Origin of the sequence: Sinanaerobacter chloroacetimidivorans, assembly GCF_018128545.1 — a bacterium.
GTDB classification, from domain to species: domain Bacteria; phylum Bacillota; class Clostridia; order Peptostreptococcales; family Anaerovoracaceae; genus Sinanaerobacter; species Sinanaerobacter chloroacetimidivorans.
On the sequence record NZ_JAGSND010000002.1, the window covers coordinates 124,317 to 144,698 of the forward strand.

Below are 20,382 nucleotides of genomic sequence, written 5' to 3' on the forward strand. Positions count from 1 at the left end.
ATACTACTACTCGCTATTCAGCGCTAAGTGCTTCTAACTGGTTGCAAAGTTTTTCTACAGTTATCAGCTCATTCTTTTTAAAAGCTAATGTAATATTGGCTTCTAATTCTTGTTTTTTCTTGTCTATTTCTAAATACTTCTGATCGAAATATTTATCATATACCATTTTACGGAAAGAACGGGTACGCATACGTCTAATCGTATTGTCTTCTACAAGTAAAACGTAATCCGCACAATTCGCTACAAGGTAGAAATCGTGGCTTACCATGAGTACAGCACCTTTATATTCGGAAATGGCTTTTTCGAGAGCCATTTGTGCATAAAGATCCAAATGGCTAGTCGGTTCATCAAGAATAAGAAGTTCTGCATTTGTATTAGCGATCATCGCAATTTGGAGCAAATTCTTTTCTCCGCCGGATAACTGGCCTACCTTCTGCTTTAAGGTATCACCTTCCAAACAATAGTTCCCGAGATACTCACGGATACTTTCCCTTGTTTCAAAACCTAAGCTTTCCATAACTTCGTATACCGTTTTTGTTTCATCCATATTCTCGCCCTGAAGCTGAGATAAACATGCATAGCTTGTATTCTCATCGATATGGATGGAAGGATGGTTATTCTTTAAGATATCGCGCATTAGAGTAGTTTTTCCGGTACCATTTGCACCAACGATGGCTGCTTTTTCGCCGGCTAGTAATTCAAAATTAATATGTTCCAATAAACTTTCATCAAATGAAACATGATAATCTGTAATGCTTAAAACAGGTTGCTCTGTTTCAGCTTCTATCGCCGGAAGTTCAATCTTTGGCTCACGAATTTCAATAAAAGGTGCCTTGATTTGTCTTGCACGTAACCGGTCAAGCTGTGTTTGCTTTGCATTGACAGCACTTCCAATAACAGGATTGACAAGTATTGTAGCTCTTTTGCGAAGAATATCAACCATTTTCTCAGTACGCTCAATTTCTTCCTGTTCGGAAGTACTCTGCAGTTTAAGTTTTAATTTTTCCTTTAGCTGGGAACAACGATATTCTGTATAATTACCATCATACTCCTGGATATCACCATTCTCTAAATGTAAAATCTTGTTAAAACAATGATTCAATAAATATCTGTTATGTGTAATAACTAATAATGTGCCATTATAACTATTAATCAACTGACTAAGTCTATTTAAGTTGCCAAAATCAAGAAATACATCCGGTTCGTCCAAAACAAGAAGATTTGGAGATAATAACATTTCTCTCATAATCTGAAGTAATTTATACTCTCCGCCACTCAGTTGTGATAACTTTGCTTCTTCTAATTCACGCATACCAGCTACATATAGCTGCTTACGGATATTGTTTGCATAATGATCTCCGTCCATGGCCTCAAAGGCATCTAAAAGAGCCTGATATTTCTCAAATAACGGCTCCGCATCCTCAGCCACTGCCATTTCTTCGCACACAGCAGCTGTCACTTGCTGATTTTCCACGAATCTCTCACTTAGATATTCAAAAACAGTGCATTCCTGCTCTTTATCTCTCACAGCAAACTGGCTGGCATAACCAATACGGCAACTTTCATCTTTGATTATCTTTCCATCATACAAATACTTATCCGGATGAATAATCATATCAACAAGAGTTGATTTTCCAGCGCCATTGCTTCCGATAAAAGCGCAATGCTGCCCCATTTTCAATGTAAACGAAACCTCTTTATATAAATCTTTTGCAGGAAAACCAAAAGATAGTTTTTCTACTTGAATCATTTTTGTTATCCTCTATTCTAAAAAATTTTGTCTTAGGAACGCCGCCAAGCGAAAAATTAACCGATCAGATGTGCGCACGGAATTAATCAGCGCTTCCCTAAGTTTGTCACAGTAGAATTATAACAATTCACACTGGGCAACACAAGAAAAGCTGCCAAAACAATGACATCTGTAGTGCATATAGTTGCATAAACCAAAAACAAATTAAAAACTCTAAACCCATAAAATTCAATGTGTTTAGAGTTTTAACTTTGGAGGCGACACCCAGATTTGAACTGGGGAATAAAGGTTTTGCAGACCTCTGCCTTACCACTTGGCTATGTCGCCGCATACTTGCCAACTTATCATTGGCGTATGTTTCCATTGTATGCACAGAAATGACTTTCATGTGCATGTTAGAAAAAATTGGCTAGGGTAGAAGGATTCGAACCTTCGGATGATGGAGTCAGAGTCCATTGCCTTACCGCTTGGCGATACCCCAATGTCATTGGTTATTTAATTTTTAATAAGGGTTTTTGGGGTGGGCGATGGGATTCGAACCCACGAATGCAGGAGCCACAACCCTGTGTCTTAACCGCTTGACTACGCCCACCACAGATTTAATTTTCCATTTTTTGAAGCATATGCAATTTTTAAAATGGCGATCCGGATCGGGCTCGAACCGACGACCTCCAGCGTGACAGGCTGGCATTCTAACCAACTGAACTACCGGACCGCGAATTAAATTTGGAGTATCCTCCATGCATCTGCATCTTGAAAAAATGGTGGGCGCAATAGGGCTCGAACCTATGACCCCCTGCTTGTAAGGCAGGTGCTCTCCCAGCTGAGCTATGCGCCCATTTATACTGCAGTGTGATTACTTATTGTGAAAAATGGTAGCGGCGAGTGGAGTCGAACCACCGACCTTCCGGGTATGAACCGGACGCTCTAGCCAACTAAGCTACACCGCCATATCCACACAACGTTCAACACGTCGCAAAAAAGATATTACCATTTCAGAGCACCTATGTCAAGCCGTTTTTCTGTTTAATTTTTTTAATTTATTTTTTTTGTCATAATTTGCCGTTCAGGTCTCTTTTTTATTGAATTGAGAATAAACCACATAGGTATTTTTACCCATGTCCTTTGCCTTATACATTGCGTTGTCACTTCGTTTGATCAGCTTCTTTTTATCCATTCTGTCTTCGGACAAATATTCGACCCCGATGCTCACGCTGATATGGACACGAACGTCATCAATAAAACGAATGCCTTTAATATCTTTGATCAAGCGTTCCGCAATTTTTTCCGGGTATCGCTTTTCATCCCAGTCGGTAACAAAAACGAGAAACTTATCGCCGCCGATTCTTGAAGGATAACAAATATGCTGAGGAAGAGACCGTAAAACTTCTCCGACCTCCGCTAATACCCGATCTCCCATATCATGGCCCAGATTATCATTGATCTGTTTTAAGCCATCTATGTCAAGCATCAGGATTGCCTGATTCTTATGTTTGTAAAGAAGCGTATCCAGAACCTCGTAAATAGCATAGCGATTGGGAATACGAGCCAGGCTGTCGATTCTGGCGGACATCCGCAATTCCTTTTCACTTCGCTGCAAATTATCAGCAAGATGATTTACATTTTCAAACAGCTCCTTAAACTCATCCTTTCCTTCTACATTGCACCGGGTGGTTAGGTCCCCTGCAGCAATCCGCTTCAGGTGCAAATTCAAAGCAGTAAGTGGATGTATCATGACACGGCTCATCAAATAACCAACAATTGCACCTAAAAATCCGATCAGCACACAGACGTCAAAAATGATATCCCGAACCTTTTCCACTTCTGCATAAACTTCTTTCTGTTCCATAGCAGTTACCACCAGCCAGTCTGTATTTTCCGCTTTTTCATAGGCACCGATGGTCTGCACCCCATTGCTTCTGTATTTTATGATTCCCGACGTATCTTTTAATTGACCGGCACTAAAATCATTGATTAATTGATCCAGGTCGCTCATACTTTCAAATTCGCTGTAAATAGTAGACAAGCCTTGATCTTTTTTGCCGTTGTAAATAAGGGTCCCATTTTTTGACAATACGAAAACATACCCCGTTTTTCCGATCTTGGCATTTTGGATATATTCCCTCATATAATCAAGATGAATTCGCTGTTTCAGAATACCGACCAATTTCCCCTGCTGATTTTTCACAGGAACGGCAAGGTCGATTCTCTGGGAACCGTCACCGAATATAACCGGACCTTTGTAATATTCTGCTCCGGATAAAATGGTTTTATATAGCTCTGTCTTATTCAGCATAATCCCTACTTCCCTGGAATCGTAGGCCATGATGATTTTTCCGTCCAAATCAATCAGAGATGCTTCCCCGATTAATAAGCAGCTGTCGGCAATGAGCTTTTTTGCCTGTGCTTCCCATTGCATCACAGCTGTATTGTCCTTCGTGGCTGCTGATTCCAGGATTTTAATATAAGGCTCCTGCGCTGCAGCAGATTGTACCGCCATATACTGCTCGTTGTAAAAGCGGCTTACCGTCAAGGTAATCACACCGGCCGTATCGGAAAGGGCATTCTCCTGAAAAACTTCCAAAGATTTCAACATATAATTATTTGTAATAATTCCGATCAGAAAGGTTGGAACCAATGCCAAAAGCATCATAATGATCATCATCTTACGTTTCATTGAAATGTTTCCCTTCTTTGATTTTATTTAAAATTTCATCAATTCCCTGATCTTTTACAGCAACAGCTGAAAGTACAGAAACATAGGATTCGCTGTCATAGTCTTCTGAAAGCCTGACTGAATTCTCTAAATATCTCAGTGCATGATCCGCATCCTCTCGATCCGCCTTATTCAATACGATAAGATCAGCAATTTCCAGGACTCCTGCCTTTTCCGCCTGGATATCATCTCCCAAGCCAGGTACCGTAACAAAAATCACAAAATCGGCAAGATTTCTGATTTCCACCTCAGACTGTCCCACCCCAACCGTCTCAATTAAAATATAATCCATTTTGCAGTGTTTTAATACCTCTACGGCTCCGTAGACGGCTTCTGAAATCCCTCCAAGGGAGCCTCTGGATGCCATGCTTCTGATAAACACATTATTTTCTCCGCTTAACTCAGACATTCGGATTCGGTCCCCAAGCAACGCACCGCCTGAAAGAGGGCTGCTGGGATCTACCGCAATAATTCCAACGGTGCTGCCCTGGGAAATCATTTTTTTAGTAAGCTGGTAAATCAAAGTACTTTTCCCGGCACCAGGAGGTCCTGTAATACCTACCACTACCGACTTCTCCGGCAAATCACCCAATTGCTTCATGATCTGCAAACCTATCTCTGTTTTATTTTCCACTTCGGAAATAAGCCTGCCGATGGCACGTTTGCTGCCCTTTTTAAATTCATCCAGTAGATTCAATGATCAACACCTCAATTTTCTCTCAATGGTTGATACAATGATCAACACTAAGATCAACGCTAAAATTCATACTAAAGTAGATTCAATGAGCCTTGCCCCAATTATTACGATCTTTGTATACTGTTCTGAATAAAGGCGATAACGTCCTTTGTGCTGGTTCCAGGAGTGAAAATTTCTTTGACCCCCTGACGCTTCAGAAATACGATATCCTCCTCCGGAATGACTCCGCCGCCAAAGACCAGAATATCCTCTGCGTCCTTTGCCCGGAGCAGTTCCACAACCTTCGGAAACAAATGGTTATGTGCGCCCGACAAGCTGCTGATACCGATACAATCCGCATCCTCTTGAATGGCCATTTCCACAAGATGATCCGGTGTTAGCCTTAAACCCGTATAAATAACCTCCATACCGGCATCTCTTAACGCTCTGGCGATGACCTTAGCCCCTCTGTCATGGCCATCCAGACCCAATTTTGCTATGATTACTCTAATTGGTCGCATCTTGCTTTTCCTCCTACAAATTCACGGTCTGTACATATTCGCCAAAGGCCTGACGAAGTGTTCCGCAGATTTCTCCCAGGGTTGCTTCCTTTTCAACGGCCTTGATAATGTATTCCATTAAATTATGATCCTTGCCGCAAGCTTCCCGCAAAGCTTCCAGTGCAAGTTTTACATTTTCCTGATTCCTGTTTTTCTTATAAACAGCGAGTCTCTTCTTTTGATTTTCTTCAACCTCAGGGTTTACACGCAGCAGATTGCCGCTCTTTTTTTCTTCCGTTTCGAAGCTGTTAACGCCTACCACAATTCTCCGTTTTTCCTCAACCTCCCGCTGATATCGATAGGCACTATCCTGAATTTCCTTTTGCAGATATCCTTTTTCAATGGCTTTGGCTACCCCTCCCATTTTTTCTATTTTTTCCATGTAGTCCAAAGCTTTCACTTCGATTTCATCGGTCAGGCTCTCTACAAAGTAGGACCCGCCCAGAGGATCTGCCGTTTCAGCTGCTCCGCTTTCATAGGCGAGAATTTGCTGGGTTCTCAAAGCAATGGTTACGGAATCTTCGTTGGGCAATGCCAATGCCTCATCTCTGGAATTGGTGTGGAGCGACTGCGTACCGCCAAGAATGGCCGCCAGGGCCTGTATTGTGACACGTACCACATTATTTTCATGCTGCTGTGCGGTAAGGGCCGATCCAGCGGTCTGGGTGTGGAACCGGAGCATCATAGACTTTTCATTCTTTGCCCCGAAGCGTTCCTTCATAAGCTTAGCCCAAATCCGTCTTGCCGCCCGGAATTTTGCCACCTCTTCAAACAGATGATTGTGCGCATTAAAGAAAAAAGATAACCGGGGTGCAAAGTCATCTACTTGCAGCCCTGCATCCACTGCAGCCTGTACATAAGTAATACCGTTTGCCAGAGTAAATGCAATTTCCTGCACTGCATTGGCTCCGGCCTCCCGGATATGATAACCGCTTATAGAGATAGAATTCCATTTTGGGATATGCCCGGAGCAGTATTGAAAGATATCGGTAATCAGCCGCATGGACGGCTCTACCGGGAAAATATAAGTTCCCCGGGCTATATATTCTTTTAATATATCATTTTGTATGGTGCCTCTGAGTTTTTCCAGGGGAATCCCCTGTTTTTTCGCCATAACAATATACATGGCCAGCAGAATTGCCGCAGAAGAATTGATTGTCATAGAAATGCTGACCTGATCCAAAGGGATGTCTTTCAATAGCAGTTCCATGTCATCCAGAGTGTCAATAGCAACTCCTACCTTTCCAACTTCGCCTTGGGATATTTCGTGATCGGAATCATAACCGATCTGGGTTGGAAGATCAAAGGCAACGCTCAGGCCCGTCTGCCCCTGCTCCAGAAGGTAACGATATCTGGCATTGGACTCCTCCGGAGTGCCAAAACCTGCATACTGTCTCATGGTCCACAGCTTTGTCCGGTACATTTCCGACTGGATCCCTCTTGTATAAGGGAATTCTCCTGGCAGGGAGCCGTCCTCGCCGCAATGATTTGTTTCCTTGTTCGGTACATACACCCTTTTAATTTCAATGCCTGATGTAGTATAAAACTTTTTCTCTTTGTCCATATACAACCTGCCGATCTATAAATTAGTGATTTATGTTTACGATTTATACGAGTGATTTATAATTGCGAATACAATTTTATTTTATAAGTGATTGAATATCAGGAATAAACTTTTTCAAACTGGTTTGTACAGCTTACCATACATTATAGCACAATATTTCTTTCATGTTCATATATTACCATAGAGAAGTTTTCTTGTCCTAGATCTTTATAGGAATCGGAGATTGAACTATGAATGCAAACATATCATTGAACACCCTGCCCCTTGGTAAAAAGGCCGTGGTCTCGGATCTTACCGCTGTCGGTACCGAGAGACGAAGAATGCTGGACCTTGGTCTGGTGAGAGGCGCTTCCGTAGAAGCACTTCACAAGAGTCCCACAGGAGACCCAACGGCCTACTTTATTATGGGGGCAGTCATAGCACTGCGAGGCGAGGATGCCCAAAAAGTGCTCATACAAGATTTAAGCTGAAAGGTATAGCATTATGGAACTAAAAGTCATTGCCCTTGCAGGCAACCCAAATGTTGGCAAAAGCACTGTCTTTAACGGCCTGACAGGATTGAACCAGCATACCGGTAACTGGCCGGGCAAAACCGTAACAAATGCGCAGGGAAAGTTTACATACAAAGATAAATCCTTTGTATTGGTAGACATTCCCGGGACTTATTCACTTATGGCGACCTCTGTAGAGGAGGAAATTGCCAGAGACTATATTTGTTCCGGTGAAGCAGATGTAATAGTAGTGGTAACAGATGCCACTTGTCTCGAGCGCAATTTAAATTTGGTTCTCCAGATTCTTGAGATTACTACAAATGTAGTCGTTTGCGTAAATCTTTTAGATGAAGCGAAAAAGAAAAAAATTCATATTGACTTAGGTTCCCTTTCAAATCTATTGGGAGTTCCTGTGGTGGGTACTGTGGCAAGGTCGAAAAAAAGCCTGGAAAAGCTAAAGGAACAGATTTACTTTGCCACATTAATTGAAAATGCGGGATCCGGGAACTCCCGCCATCATTTTACAGAGGAAGAAGCCGAGAATATTATTCGAAAGGCTTCTTTCATTTATCGTCAATGTGTTTCTACAGAAAACAGGAATTACAATTATTTTGACAGAAAAATCGACCGGATCGTCACATCCAGAACCTTTGGAATTCCTTTGATGATATTACTATTGGGAATGATTTTTTGGATCACCATTGTTGGTGCCAATTATCCTTCCGGCATTCTGTCGGATTTTTTTCTGCACCTTGAAGGGAAACTCCTCACAATGTCCGAAGCTTTGGAGCTTCCAACCTGGCTGGAAGGCTCTCTTATTTTAGGGGTCTATAAAACCTTAACCTGGGTCATCTCCGTAATGCTCCCGCCTATGGCGATTTTCTTTCCGCTGTTTACGCTTCTGGAGGATTTTGGGTATCTTCCCAGGGTAGCATTCAATATGGATCAATTTTTCCGGAAAGCTTCCGCACATGGCAAACAGTCATTAACTATGTGTATGGGCTTTGGGTGCAACGCCTGCGGAGTCATCGGCTGCAGAATCATCGATTCTCCCAGAGAACGGCTCATTGCAATTCTGACGAATAATTTCGTTCCCTGCAACGGAAGATTTCCGACGCTCATTGCCATTATCACCATGTTTTTTATTACTTCCGATGCCGGTCCGACACAGACCGTATTATCAACCCTGCTCTTACTGGGAGTGATTCTTTTGGGAATCTTTCTGACGCTGATGATGTCAAAGATTTTGTCCGGAACGATCCTCAAGGGAATACCGTCATCCTTTGCTTTAGAGCTTCCTCCCTACCGGCGCCCTCAATTCGGCAAGGTGATACTGCGTTCCATTTTAGACAGAACGCTATTTGTATTAGGTCGGGCTGTAATCATTGCCGCACCGGCAGGTCTTATCATTTGGGCGCTGGCAAATACCTTTGTAGGCGAAGCAAGTTTGCTTGCTCACTGTACCGATTTTCTGGATCCCTTTGCACGGCTTCTGGGCATCGACGGTGTCATACTAATGGCCTTCATATTAGGGTTTCCTGCAAATGAGATCGTGGTTCCCATTATGATTATGTGTTATATGGCAACCGGAAATATTACAGAACTGGATAGTTTAGATCAGTTAAAGGCACTTTTTGTGGATAACGGCTGGACTTGGCTTACCGCTCTTTGCACCATGCTCCTTTGCCTCCTGCATTTCCCCTGCGGTACCACCTGCCTGACGATCAAAAAAGAAACCCAGAGCCTTAAGTGGACCCTGCTTGCCTTCCTGATTCCAACAGCTGCCGGATTTACTCTTTGCTTTATTGTGGCGTCCATTGGAAGGTTATTTATTTAAAAGATGATTTATTGAAATAAGAATAAGAGAAAGGGAATTACCGTTATATAAGAACGTCTGATTTAACAGCAATTCTCTTTCTTTTCTTTTACTCTACATGATCCTTTTCTATATAAGCTAAAAACTCTCCATGCTCGTCCGTCTTATCTATTTTTACAGTAAAATGTGCATTGGCTATCGTATCGGTTTCATAAATTCTTCCGGTCATTCCTTTGAATCTGCCTTTTACTATTTTTACCACGTCCCCGCATATCGGTTCATATTCAGACCTTGGGAAAGTTTTCTTTTTACTTTTTCTTTTAACATTGCTCATGATCTCACCCTCGTCTTTTTTATTTACCTGTTGCTGTGGTAAGATTTTGCGATAACCAGTAATGGCAGCAGGGTTTCATAAACGGTTTCATCCCAGAGCGTCGTTATTGCTTTATGTACTTTATATTCCGACAGCGGATTGCTTTGATACGTTTCATAGGAACACTTGTCACAGCTGACTCTTATTGGGCAGTAGTCACAGTTATTAAAGTCTTCATTTATAATACCGCATAGCAAACTGGCTACCATAATTGAAAATGCTTGTTTTGTATTCATTTGTATACTCCTTTTTATAATTTGGAAATAAGTTATAAGGCAATTTTTAACTTTTCTATTTTGGGTTCTCCTTTTCCTGTACTAACTTCGAAATTGAGAAAGCGTAAATTAATTTGGAAATAAGTTATAGTCAGAATTGAAAGGGCCTTTGCCCTTAGGTGATTCCTCATTCATAGCTCCATGCTTTTTTCCAGGCGGAATAATCATCTCTGAGGTTAATTAGTTGATTCTGATAGGAAATATCGTTTTTATATTTCGAACGGTCCATCGAAAAGGCCTCGTTCATCATAAGCTCCGTCAGCGCACCCTCTATCAGTTCTTTTTGCAAAAGCCGGTAATAAATACCTGACTCAAAGATCCTTCTTACCGATAATTTTATTGACTTACCCGTTTCTGCAGCATAGCTTCTATTCAATTTTGATAATACATTCCTAAAATTTGATATTCTGCCTTCCAGATTATAGACAGCACCGATCAGCTGATTTCCCCCTATCAATTTTTTATAGCATACCACACCCTTTCCTTTGATCCAAACGATTTCATCATAATCTAAAATCTTATCCAAATATTTTTTCAAAACAGGATGTAACGGAATTATTTTATTCCCATAATGCAAACTCCCATTCAGCCATTTTTCAGCCTCCTGTTTTGTCATCGACACAATTTCCTGTTCCGAAAATCCGAAAAATAATAATAATGAATAGGCTTTATAAATGGTGTTCATTGACAAATCCTCATTGATTTCCGGCAGGCCTTCCTCCAATATACGAATCAAATATTCGATATTGGGAACCGTTTCCTGTTTTAAAGCCATGCTGTTATCCACTTGGGAAATTCTGACCCTATCAAGTACATTTTCATTGAGAGGAGTTTTACTATTTAAAATACACCAGTTTATATAGTCTCTCAGCGCTGTGATGCTCCATGCGTTAGTTGCCTTTTTTCTGCTGCTGATGGAAGCCAGCGCTTTTTTTGCCTCCGCCTGTGTAAACTCGCAGAAATCCTTACCGGTACTTTCTTCAATTTCCTGGAGACTCTGAAATAGAGAACGCATATTGGAGATATATTTTTCACCGTTGTCAAGAATATGATTCAAATATTCATTTTTTTGATGTTCACGATACATGACATCTTCCCCTTTATATCTTCAGAAATAATTTGGTTATATTTTATTAATCTTACCATGTTTCTGGAAAATGTCAATATATTTAAGATCTATGATATTTGGAAATAAGTTATATTATACATATAATTTCAACTGGATCCGGGCAACCCGATATCTGAATAACCGCCTTGCTTCCCCCGCCGTCAGTTTGAAACCAGTCAGCTTTTATGATATCAGCATTTATAAACATATAATGATATGTATTTTTTTCATCTCCATCCCAAAATTTTATGTATGTTTTTCCCCATACCAGAGCAACATGGTCATAAATGGCTGTTTGAAACACGAATTTCTTTTCGTAATCCTCTGCGCAAACCAGATTCACCACCTTAAATTCTCTGAAATGCTTCAGTTGTACTAATAATTCATCTCGCAAATCCACAGTAACACCCCTCATCTAGCACCCTCCCCTGCAAGGTTTTTCTTTTCTTTTTTTTGTCAACAGCCTTGACAATCTTGGAATATTAACTTATACTGTACCTGTAAACCGGAAAACTTTCCGTCGTCACATTACCCATATTAACAGCATATTTTCAGATAGTCAATATATAATTTGAAAATTTTCCAAATTCTTGAGGTGTAATATGAAATACAATTCCGTCGATTTTACCAAAATAAAAAAACTATGTGAACAGAAATCCTTATCCATTGCGCAGCTTGAAAGAGAGCTGGATTTCGGTGAAGGCACTATATCCAAATGGAGAATCAGCAGCCCTTCTACCGACCGCCTTCTGGCCGTAGCAGAATTTTTCGACGTATCTCTTGATTATCTTACAGGACGCTCGGAAAGTACAAAAACTTCCGACGATATCCTGCAGGATTCAGATATCATCAGCATCCAGCGTGCAAGAGAGTCTATGGATGATCAAAATAAAAAAGAGATGATGACCTTCTTAAAAATTGCTTTTAAGGATCATTTCAAGGAGGACTGAGCATGCAGATTCCACAGAAGATAAGATATCGATATATCGAAAACCAAGTACTCAAGATATTTACCAAATTGCCGGCGGAAAAACGCAGACTGCCTGTAAACATGAACGACATTGTCGGTTTAAGAAACGATTGTGTAATCACTACCTATCAGGAGTTTTCCGTTCAATTTAAAATTCCCGTCAGTAAAGTCATCAAATTAAACGAAAGTGTCAGCGGCTGTTTGCATTATGATCCCGAATCCAGACATTATATCATCATGTATAATAAAAGGGCCTGTGAGGGGAGAAAGAACTGGACCCAAGCCCATGAACTGGGCCATGTGTTTCTTGGCCACTCTTTAATGATCGAAGGTTCTCATATTGCAGAAGATGATATCTATTTCAGCCGCTATCCTTTATTAGAGAAAGAAGCAGATTATTTTGCTTCCATCCTGCTGGCCCCTCCACCCGTATTAAAGGCTCTGCACATACATTCGGAAGACGAGATCCGATGCCTGTGCGGACTGTCCGGTGCAGCTGCCGGCTATCAATACGAGAGTCTGCTGAGGTCGGGTAATTGTATTACCTCCTGGGATCATGATATGATTCATATCTTCCAATCATTTATCAGTTCTTACAAATCCAAGCTTTAATCCAGTACATAAAATAACACAACCCGGTTAGCCGGCCGGGAGAACGTAAAATTAACTGATCGTGATCATTAGTTATTAAAAAATATCCATTTTTATTACTTATGACTTATTTCCAAATTATTATGATCCGCAGAATATAAATTATTTCCAAATTAATCACCATTGATAAGGAGGCCGCAAAATGAAAAAAGCCGAATACGAATTAATAAAGCTATCATTACGCCAAATCGAATCTCAGAATTTTAATGTAGTATTCACTCCGAAGCAGGAAGTTGAAAATAATTTGATCATAAAGCAGCAGAACTCCCTATTGTTTGATCAGATTAAAAGAATCCGGGGCTGCGATACCAAGAGAGTAAAGGAAATGATCCTGGTAGAGGCGAAAAGAAACAAAAAACAGGAAAATACCCTGGAGCAATTGATTCATGAAGGATTTTCCTATAATGGGCTCCGGTATCTTAGATTCGGCAAGAGCGCTTCTCAGAGCAAGGATGGAATCACCGCCTTCGTAGAAGAAACCATCTTTGAAGAGCTATTTCGAATGAGTCAGCTTGATCTTCGGGTAACGGACTGCGTGGTATCGAAATACGAAACCCAACGCTGCCTCATCTTCAGCACCTGTACCGTCATTGACAGGCCTCTCCCCTATATAGTGGTTGTTGGCGAGTATAAGAAAACCATCCCAAACCAAAGGATTAAATATGTGGTAGAGCAAAGAAAAGAGTATACGGATAAAGAAACAGGAGAGCTGAAAACTTACCTTCACAGGGGTATCGAAGAAGGATTCAGGGACATTCCCCTATCCCCCTTCGACGGCTGCGGATGTCATTCCCATGAGTTTAGCGAGAGCATCAGCCGTTATTTAGGACTGGACTATATTGCTATCGGCGCACAGATACGGCTTCCATTCTTTAAAGGATACTCAGTAGAAGTCCCTTTCAAGGAGTATTATCAGTCCATAGGAGTAGACCGGATTACAGATATCTTCGGCAAAGAACACCATATAAAAGACATCGACTGTATCTGGAATGTGAGCATGTTTAAAGGCTATGATCTGTTCAGAAGGGAATACGGCTGCGATGGTTGGACGAAATATCTGGAGGTGCTCGATAAATATGAGATCAAGCTGGGCATCAGCAAATACAGCAAACAAGTAAAGGATCTAAACCTGAAATCAAAAATGAATTTCCAATACCTCCAGTGCTTAAATTTATGGAATCCAAAGCTGCTTGAATGTTATCACGATAAGACCCTGCAATCCTTTGATCCCTTGGATCCAAGCCATCAGGGGCCCATCATCAAGCTGGCAGCCTACTCCACCGGGCTTTATGAAAAGATCATTAAAGGGGATAAATTCTATACCTATAAATTTCTGGGAATCGGATCCACAGATGATTTAAACGCCTGCGAATCCCCAGACAGCTATGAAAACGGCGAGTGTAACAGTCGGTATGTTGAGGCCATCTTAATCAACGACATCATGCTGCGGGATCCTGCCATCAAGCAATATCTCTACCGTAAACTGAAGAAAGCTATCTCTGAGATGAAACTCGGCAAATTATACAGTGACGGTTTCTATCATACGGTTGTTGGAGATATGATCGGTTATTTGGAATTTGCCGCCGGATTGGATCCGAAAGGGTGCCTGCATGCAAAGGAATTTTATTGCGAGACCATTCCGAAAGGCGCCGCATTGTCCTTTCGCAGTCCGCTGGTCTGCCCTTCTGAGGTTAACGATATTACCATCACGGAGAATGACTTAACAAAGAAATGGTTCCCTCATTTTAAGGATCAGGATATCGTTATGCTGAATCTCTATGATCTTTCTGCTCCCCAGCAGGGCGGCATGGATGAAGACGGCGATGCGGTGTTTTTATGCCATGATAAACTTCTGGTTTCTGCCAAGATCCATAAAACCATCATTATCGATATGGACGATAAGATTACCGTAAATCCGAAGCCTTACAATCAGAAATCCATTCTGGAATATGAGATCAACAGCCGGGATAACCGAATCGGCGAGATCACCAACACGGCAACAAGCATCTTAAACAGATATACGGAAAATGCCGAGGTAAAGAAATTATATGATGATTTTGTTTCACTTCTCCGCATTTATCAGGGAAAAGAAATCGATTATTTAAAAACCGGTGTACGGTGGCAGATGAGCAGCCAATTGAGAAACCATATGAAGCAGCTCCCCTATTTCCTTCTCTATAATTATCCGGAGAAATTGCAAGCCTATAAACAAATGCTGCAGAAAAACAAATCGGCTCCGGAATGTGAGGAGAAAGCTCAGCTCAACGGATACCGTTCCCCATCCCCGCTGAATGAGCTCTGTGATTACATCTGCCGCTGGGAGAAAGGAATCCTGTGGGATCGTTCCGTGACAGATACTCGATCTCTCATCCTGGATCAAGGTCTGGAACTAACCGATCAAAAAATCATCCGCAAGATCAAGCACGGGATTCACGATTTTTCGGCAGAATGGAAGCGATTGCTGAGTGAGAAAGCCCATCGTCATGAAAAGGAGCAATCCAGTGAAGAAATCATGGAATCCTTGCTTTGCAAGTATCAAGTATGGTTCTCTCAAATAGTACCGGACCCTTATTTACTTGCAAATTATGTAATCTCAGTCTCCTATTCCAACCTATCCATCAATAAATATCTGGCTTGGAAGCTATATGGAGACGTGATCCTGCAAAATCTAAAAAGCAATTCTCCCCCTCATTTCGGCTTCAAAATTCTGGAAACTCCGATTAGCAAGGAAAAGAGCCAGGAATACCTGGGGAGATTTTATGAATTACAGGAGGAGGCAAAAGAAAATGAGTTATGATTCAGGAGAAAATTCTGATGCAGAAAAAAAATATAATGCGAAAGAAAAATATCTTTATGAGATTCTCGAGGATTATCAATTCAGTGATCATAAAGAAGAAATTTTCGAGGCCTTTATAAATTCTCTTTGGGAATGCCCAAACAAACGCCTCACAATAACGAAATATATTAAATTCAGGGTATTGCCTGAGCTCTCTCCTTGTGATACCGGGAGGATTTTTCAAAACTATCAATCGATTCCCTACCGTTCCTATAGAAACAGTACAACGGAGAAAAATTATGTTGATCTTATCCGCCAGAAGATCAACAATCTATATTCCATCCGATGTGATCCGGATATTTGCACCGAAAAGGAATACATGAATCTTTTAAAAACCCCTAAGAGACTTTATTACCTTTGGCGAAAAGGAGAAGAAATCCCAAGTGCTAATGAATTGTCAGAGCATATATCCCATTGCATGGAAGAGGCCGAATGCATAAGAAAACTCAGTGCAAAATCCAAATTAAAACTCTCCTGGTCCGAGTATCAGGAATTGATATCGGAATTTCTTTGCAAGATTTTTGATAATTACATCCCCCTGGAAGCTTTTGAAAAGAAAGAGGAACTATACCTGGATGTGGATATCTGGCTGGAGGATCATTTTATCATTCGATATATCTGTAAAAGCCTGGATGGGTATATGAGCAATTACATAAAAAACTATTACGGAATCCGGCGCGGAAGAAATGTAAAAATCCAGCGCTGCTCCTGCGGAGGGCTGTTCCTTCAGAATAAAAAGAACAACCGGTTTAAATGCAACCTTTGCAACAAGTATCAGCCTATTGAAACCAAAGTCATTACCTGTATCTCCTGCGGGAAGCAGATTGAACTGAAGGGTATTGTAAAAAACAAAAAACGTTGTAATGATTGTCAGAAATCCTACAACCGGAAAATAAAAACAGAAAAGCAGCGCATTTATCGAACCAGACAGTAGCAGCATATTGAGCATCCATAAGATCAAAAGGAGGGGGATTGGGCTGTGGAAATTTTTAATCTGAAGTTACAATGGAAGCTTTCCTTGAAAAGCCTTTCCTCCTCCCCGGTTCTTGTTGTTATGTTACCAGTATAGGAGGTGCACTCACTGAAACCAGAAAAAAGGAGGCGTTAGCAATGAATGGAAATTTCACTGATGTGATCAGCTATAAAAAAACTTTAGTCAATCATCTGATTTCTGCCAATGAGATCACAGAACTACTGTTGACTCAACTGAATCCCAACCTTACCACAGAAGAACAGCTGCAGAATCAAGTGCTTGATTTCGATTTTACACCTGAAGCCGAAGACCCAGAAACAGTTTATCTCTGTGTTGATGCAGATATCACGAGAGTCCCTTCCCGCACCATAAAGGAAATGGAAATTACAATTCATATTTTCACGGTGAAATCCCTTATGGAGTATGTTTTACCAGAAGGACCGGCAAACCGTATCGATCTATTATCCGATCGCATCGACTCCTGCCTGGTCCGGGAGAATTTCGGAATCCGGATGAATCTCAAATCCAGCAATATTACAAAACCTTTTGCCGGATATTATGGAAGGAAAATTATTTACACAATCTCACAATTTAAGCGAGGTTATGAATGAAAAAGCTGGAATATTTCGATTTGCTTAGCCCCGAACCAATTCGGCTCGATGGAGTGGGCCTCATCAGATCCCCAACCCTGCGGGATATCTCCAAGCTGAGATATCGATATCGGCAATACTCAGAATATATGAGAATACTGCAGATCGATATGGATTTGTATCTCAGTACTTTGGAGCAGGAAACGAGAGAGCAGTGGGACCAACTGGGAAACCTCATTGGGATCTACGATATCCTGATACAAAATCAGGAATTAAGAGAACTGCTCCTTCAGGCATTCTCTTTTTTCATTTGCGGAGCAGTGGAATACCTCCCCGATGAAAAAATATTTCTCGTCTCGGAGGTGACGGCATCCTCGGATTCCCAAACCAAAGGTGTTATCCAAAGTTCAAATTATGACGAGCTGCGCAGCATGATCCTGCAGATGAATTATTTGATCTCAGATGATTCGGAACCCCCATCCTATGCATCGGAAAAGGCTCGTAAAATTGGAGAACGGATTCGAAAGTTAAAAAGGCAGACCAGTAAACACCGGTACGCCGACAGGAATATGAATTTAGGAAATCTTATTTCTTCTCTGGCAGCCCAGCATCACAGTCTAAATATCCATAACATTTGGGATATCACTGTTTTTCAATTTTATGACCAATTTTATAAACAAAATTATATCAACACCATTGATATTCGTGCGATGAACTATGCCTACTGGGGAGGCGAATTTTCCCCTTCCGACTGGTTCCGGGATTTGCACGATACAGATTAAAACCTTAGGAGGTACTAAATTATGAGCAACATTATGGCAAACAGAGAGGTATGCGACCTGACTCTTCTTGATTATGCTACGAAAAAACCTTTTATGTACATTGATTATGCCAATGTAACAACCAACGAAAATCAATCAACCAGCGTATTTGCCAAGGGTGGAAAGGGAGCTCCCAGAAGAATTCGTTTTGATGGAGAAAAAGTGTCCACCCTTACGCTGGAAACACAAATGATCACACCTGAGCTTATCGCCGTACTGGCTGGATCTCAGGTGATTACCGGACAGAATGTTTTTAAAAGAAAGGTCCTTGTAAGTGAGACGATTTCCGAATCCACAAGCCTGACCTTCCCTGCCGGAGAGACTCCTATTGAAGGAACCCTGGCGGTTTATCCGGCAGCTTCCGACTGCATGGAATCCGCAGCAGTTCAGGGAACACTGTCTGCAAATAAGTTTACTTTTACAACTGCAGCTGCGGCTGACGGAGAATATGTATGCTACTATCAAATCGCCGGTGATGATTCGGTGAAAACCATCCAGTATAAGTCCGACAGTTTTCCGAAGGAATTTGTCCTCTACGGAGATACCGTCATGAAGGGAGAGGACGGCAGTCTGAACGGCTACCAGCTGCACGCTTACAAAGCACAGCCGCAGGGCAGCTTCAAAATGGGCTTCCAGAGCACCGGAGATCCCGGCACTTTCAGCGTAACCTTTGATTTGCTGGCAGATGCAGACAAGAATATCCTGGATTACCATTTAATCGAGGCTTAGAAAGAGTCAGTTACGAAATCAAAGATTTCTAATTACTTATGCTACCTTAAGGCAGCATCTTTTTTTCGATAGAGCCGTGGATTCCCTTGTGGGATCCCGGCTCAGATTATAAACAAAAGATAATCATTATATATAAAGATAATTATTATCTATTCCGAAAGGATTGGATCGCTGCTAATTTAAAATGAAGAAAGGAAACAGGATATGGCTAAGTTAACAAGTATTCAGTTAGAGAAGCTTATGGGTCCCCGGCCTGAAAGTTTCATTAAGGTTCCCTTTCGCCTGGGAGAGGAAGAAGTCATCCTGAAAGTCAAGTCCTATCTTACCATTCAGGAGATATCCGACATTGTAGACGGCACCGTAGAAGGCTGTTTTTCAGAACAGGGCTATGCTCCGGAATATCGGAATTTAGTTTTTGCGTGGAAAGTAATAGACGTAATGACAGACTTGCCTCTGCCTGTTACGAAGGATAAACAGATTGATTTTTTGATACTATACGAATGGTCCGTAAGGATGGATTTGATTTCGGGTATCATGGGGGCAGATGAAACGTTATATTCCACAATCAAAAACCTCCAATCATATATTGATGAAAAGCTGGAATATCGAAAACAGCTTTCCCTTCGTTCCAGCAAAAGTGAGGAACTGTCAGAGCGTATATTCCTTCTATTTGGTAAAGCCGCAGAAACAATTGACCAGATCACAGCCAAGATACGGGAGCTTGATCCTCAGGAATTGGAGGCCCTTATCAGGCAGGCCGCTATTTCAATGAAATGAATGATTTAAGGATAAGGTGAAATATGTTAGTTTGTTTAGACCCGGGACACGGGAAATCAACAGCCGGAAAACGAAGCTTTGATTCCTCCTTTTTCGAATATGAATTCAATCGTGCGATAGCATCAAAAATTGCAGCTCATTTAATCAGACATGGAGTTAAGGTCCTGATCACCGCTTCCGGAGATGAGGATGTACCGTTAACTTCCAGATGCAGCATAGCCAACCAGGCAAAGGCCGATATTTTTGTCAGTATCCATGCCAATGCCTACGGAACAAACTGGAATAGCGCCAATGGATGGGAGAGCTACATTTATAAAGGCAGTACAAAGGGCCTGTCCCTTGCCAAATCCATTGAAATCGAGAGTATACCCTTTCTAGGGCTGAAAAACCGAGGTATCAAAACTGATGCCCTTACGGTAACATCAAAAACTACAATGCCTGCAGTTCTTATTGAGCATGGTTTCTATACAAACCTTGAGGAACTGAAGCTTCTCAAGTCTGATAATTTTCAGAAACGCTGTTCACAGGCTGATGCCAGAGGGATATTAAAATATTTTGGTATCCTGTGGCAGGAAGAAGCGTCTCCAGCGGCTGACTATAAGCTTCTATATCAAAATGCCCTTTCAAAATTGGAAGCTGCCGAGCTGCTATCTCTTCAATTACAGGATAAATTGAAACAAATCGAGAAAATTCTTCACACATAAAA

At 41.4% G+C, this 20,382-nt stretch carries 20 protein-coding genes and 6 tRNA genes; 11 read left to right on the forward strand and 15 right to left on the reverse strand.

Translation table 11 applies throughout. The annotated features are described in order from the left end of the window. Positions 1–13 precede the first annotated feature (13 nt). The 11 genes from KCX82_RS03565 to KCX82_RS03615 all read right to left on the reverse strand — a co-directional run bounded on the left by KCX82_RS03565 (position 14) and on the right by KCX82_RS03615 (position 7,266). The gene (locus KCX82_RS03565; protein WP_227017075.1) at positions 14–1,750 is read right to left on the reverse strand and encodes an ABC-F family ATP-binding cassette domain-containing protein; all 1,737 of its coding nucleotides are present in this window, start codon (positions 1,748–1,750) and stop codon (positions 14–16) included. 252 nt (positions 1,751–2,002) lie between these two features. Further along, a tRNA-Cys gene (locus tag KCX82_RS03570) sits at positions 2,003–2,077 on the reverse strand. 79 nt (positions 2,078–2,156) lie between these two features. Continuing rightward, positions 2,157–2,231, reverse strand: a tRNA-Gln gene (locus tag KCX82_RS03575). Positions 2,232–2,266: 35 nt separating this feature from the next. Beyond that, positions 2,267–2,342: transfer RNA gene (locus tag KCX82_RS03580), tRNA-His, on the reverse strand. A gap of 46 nt (positions 2,343–2,388) precedes the next feature. Continuing rightward, a tRNA-Asp gene (locus KCX82_RS03585) sits at positions 2,389–2,465 on the reverse strand. 47 nt (positions 2,466–2,512) lie between these two features. Next, a tRNA-Val gene (locus tag KCX82_RS03590) sits at positions 2,513–2,588 on the reverse strand. 35 nt (positions 2,589–2,623) lie between these two features. Beyond that, positions 2,624–2,700: transfer RNA gene (locus tag KCX82_RS03595), tRNA-Met, on the reverse strand. Between the two features lie 116 nt (positions 2,701–2,816). After that, the gene (locus tag KCX82_RS03600; protein WP_227017076.1) at positions 2,817–4,427 is read right to left on the reverse strand and encodes a diguanylate cyclase domain-containing protein; all 1,611 of its coding nucleotides are present in this window, start codon (positions 4,425–4,427) and stop codon (positions 2,817–2,819) included. After that, positions 4,417–5,163 carry a methylmalonyl Co-A mutase-associated GTPase MeaB gene (gene meaB / locus KCX82_RS03605; protein WP_227017077.1) on the reverse strand — a complete coding sequence of 249 codons (747 nt, stop codon included), beginning with the start codon at positions 5,161–5,163 and terminating at the stop codon, positions 4,417–4,419. The genes KCX82_RS03600 and meaB overlap by 11 nt, the downstream gene beginning before the upstream one ends. Before the next feature lie 104 nt (positions 5,164–5,267). After that, positions 5,268–5,663: a cobalamin B12-binding domain-containing protein gene (locus tag KCX82_RS03610; RefSeq protein WP_227017078.1), complete on the reverse strand. Its 396-nt coding sequence runs from the start codon at positions 5,661–5,663 to the stop codon at positions 5,268–5,270. A gap of 13 nt (positions 5,664–5,676) precedes the next feature. Then, positions 5,677–7,266 carry an acyl-CoA mutase large subunit family protein gene (locus tag KCX82_RS03615; RefSeq protein WP_227017079.1) on the reverse strand — a complete coding sequence of 530 codons (1,590 nt, stop codon included), beginning with the start codon at positions 7,264–7,266 and terminating at the stop codon, positions 5,677–5,679. 230 nt (positions 7,267–7,496) lie between these two features. On the opposite strand from KCX82_RS03615, the gene KCX82_RS03620 reads away from it, so the two are divergent. Next, positions 7,497–7,736 (forward strand): FeoA family protein, encoded by a 240-nt coding sequence (locus tag KCX82_RS03620; protein ID WP_227017080.1) that lies wholly within the window; start codon positions 7,497–7,499, stop codon positions 7,734–7,736. 13 nt (positions 7,737–7,749) lie between these two features. Continuing rightward, complete coding sequence (gene feoB / locus KCX82_RS03625) at positions 7,750–9,594, forward strand: ferrous iron transporter B (RefSeq protein ID WP_227017081.1); 1,845 nt, start codon at positions 7,750–7,752, stop codon at positions 9,592–9,594. A gap of 88 nt (positions 9,595–9,682) precedes the next feature. On the opposite strand, the gene KCX82_RS03630 is transcribed toward feoB, so the two are convergent. The 4 genes from KCX82_RS03630 to KCX82_RS03645 all read right to left on the reverse strand — a co-directional run bounded on the left by KCX82_RS03630 (position 9,683) and on the right by KCX82_RS03645 (position 11,744). Continuing rightward, entirely contained in the window at positions 9,683–9,907 is a 225-nt protein-coding gene (locus tag KCX82_RS03630) for a KOW motif-containing protein (RefSeq protein WP_227017082.1), read from the reverse strand. A 23-nt stretch (positions 9,908–9,930) separates the two neighbouring features. Beyond that, the gene (locus tag KCX82_RS03635; RefSeq protein WP_227017083.1) at positions 9,931–10,182 is read right to left on the reverse strand and encodes a hypothetical protein; all 252 of its coding nucleotides are present in this window, start codon (positions 10,180–10,182) and stop codon (positions 9,931–9,933) included. Positions 10,183–10,348: 166 nt separating this feature from the next. Continuing rightward, the gene (locus KCX82_RS03640; protein ID WP_227017084.1) at positions 10,349–11,308 is read right to left on the reverse strand and encodes a phage lytic cycle repressor MrpR family protein; all 960 of its coding nucleotides are present in this window, start codon (positions 11,306–11,308) and stop codon (positions 10,349–10,351) included. Positions 11,309–11,417: 109 nt separating this feature from the next. Next, complete coding sequence (locus tag KCX82_RS03645; protein WP_227017085.1) at positions 11,418–11,744, reverse strand: hypothetical protein; 327 nt, start codon at positions 11,742–11,744, stop codon at positions 11,418–11,420. A gap of 187 nt (positions 11,745–11,931) precedes the next feature. Between KCX82_RS03645 and KCX82_RS03650 the strand changes: the two genes are divergently transcribed. From KCX82_RS03650 to KCX82_RS03690, 9 genes are all read left to right on the forward strand, one after another. Beyond that, positions 11,932–12,279 carry a helix-turn-helix domain-containing protein gene (locus KCX82_RS03650; RefSeq protein ID WP_227017086.1) on the forward strand — a complete coding sequence of 116 codons (348 nt, stop codon included), beginning with the start codon at positions 11,932–11,934 and terminating at the stop codon, positions 12,277–12,279. Between the two features lie 2 nt (positions 12,280–12,281). Next, positions 12,282–12,911 carry an ImmA/IrrE family metallo-endopeptidase gene (locus KCX82_RS03655; RefSeq protein WP_227017087.1) on the forward strand — a complete coding sequence of 210 codons (630 nt, stop codon included), beginning with the start codon at positions 12,282–12,284 and terminating at the stop codon, positions 12,909–12,911. Between the two features lie 181 nt (positions 12,912–13,092). Next, on the forward strand, positions 13,093–15,747 hold the full coding sequence (locus KCX82_RS03660) for an RNA dependent RNA polymerase (protein WP_227017088.1): 2,655 nt from the start codon (positions 13,093–13,095) through the stop codon (positions 15,745–15,747). Then, a complete protein-coding gene (locus KCX82_RS03665) occupies positions 15,737–16,720 on the forward strand; it encodes a hypothetical protein (RefSeq protein ID WP_227017089.1) in 984 nt (327 codons plus the stop codon). Before KCX82_RS03660 ends, KCX82_RS03665 begins: the two co-directional genes overlap by 11 nt. A gap of 176 nt (positions 16,721–16,896) precedes the next feature. After that, positions 16,897–17,370, forward strand: a complete 474-nt coding sequence (locus KCX82_RS03670) for a hypothetical protein (protein WP_227017090.1) — start codon at positions 16,897–16,899, stop codon at positions 17,368–17,370. Then, positions 17,367–18,131, forward strand: coding sequence for a hypothetical protein (locus KCX82_RS03675; RefSeq protein WP_227017091.1), 765 nt, complete (start codon positions 17,367–17,369; stop codon positions 18,129–18,131). The genes KCX82_RS03670 and KCX82_RS03675 overlap by 4 nt, the downstream gene beginning before the upstream one ends. A gap of 21 nt (positions 18,132–18,152) precedes the next feature. Beyond that, positions 18,153–18,899, forward strand: coding sequence for a hypothetical protein (locus KCX82_RS03680; RefSeq protein WP_227017092.1), 747 nt, complete (start codon positions 18,153–18,155; stop codon positions 18,897–18,899). Between the two features lie 204 nt (positions 18,900–19,103). Further along, on the forward strand, positions 19,104–19,676 hold the full coding sequence (locus KCX82_RS03685; protein WP_227017093.1) for a hypothetical protein: 573 nt from the start codon (positions 19,104–19,106) through the stop codon (positions 19,674–19,676). Positions 19,677–19,699: 23 nt separating this feature from the next. After that, positions 19,700–20,380: an N-acetylmuramoyl-L-alanine amidase gene (locus tag KCX82_RS03690; protein WP_227017094.1), complete on the forward strand. Its 681-nt coding sequence runs from the start codon at positions 19,700–19,702 to the stop codon at positions 20,378–20,380. Positions 20,381–20,382: the final 2 nt, after the last annotated feature.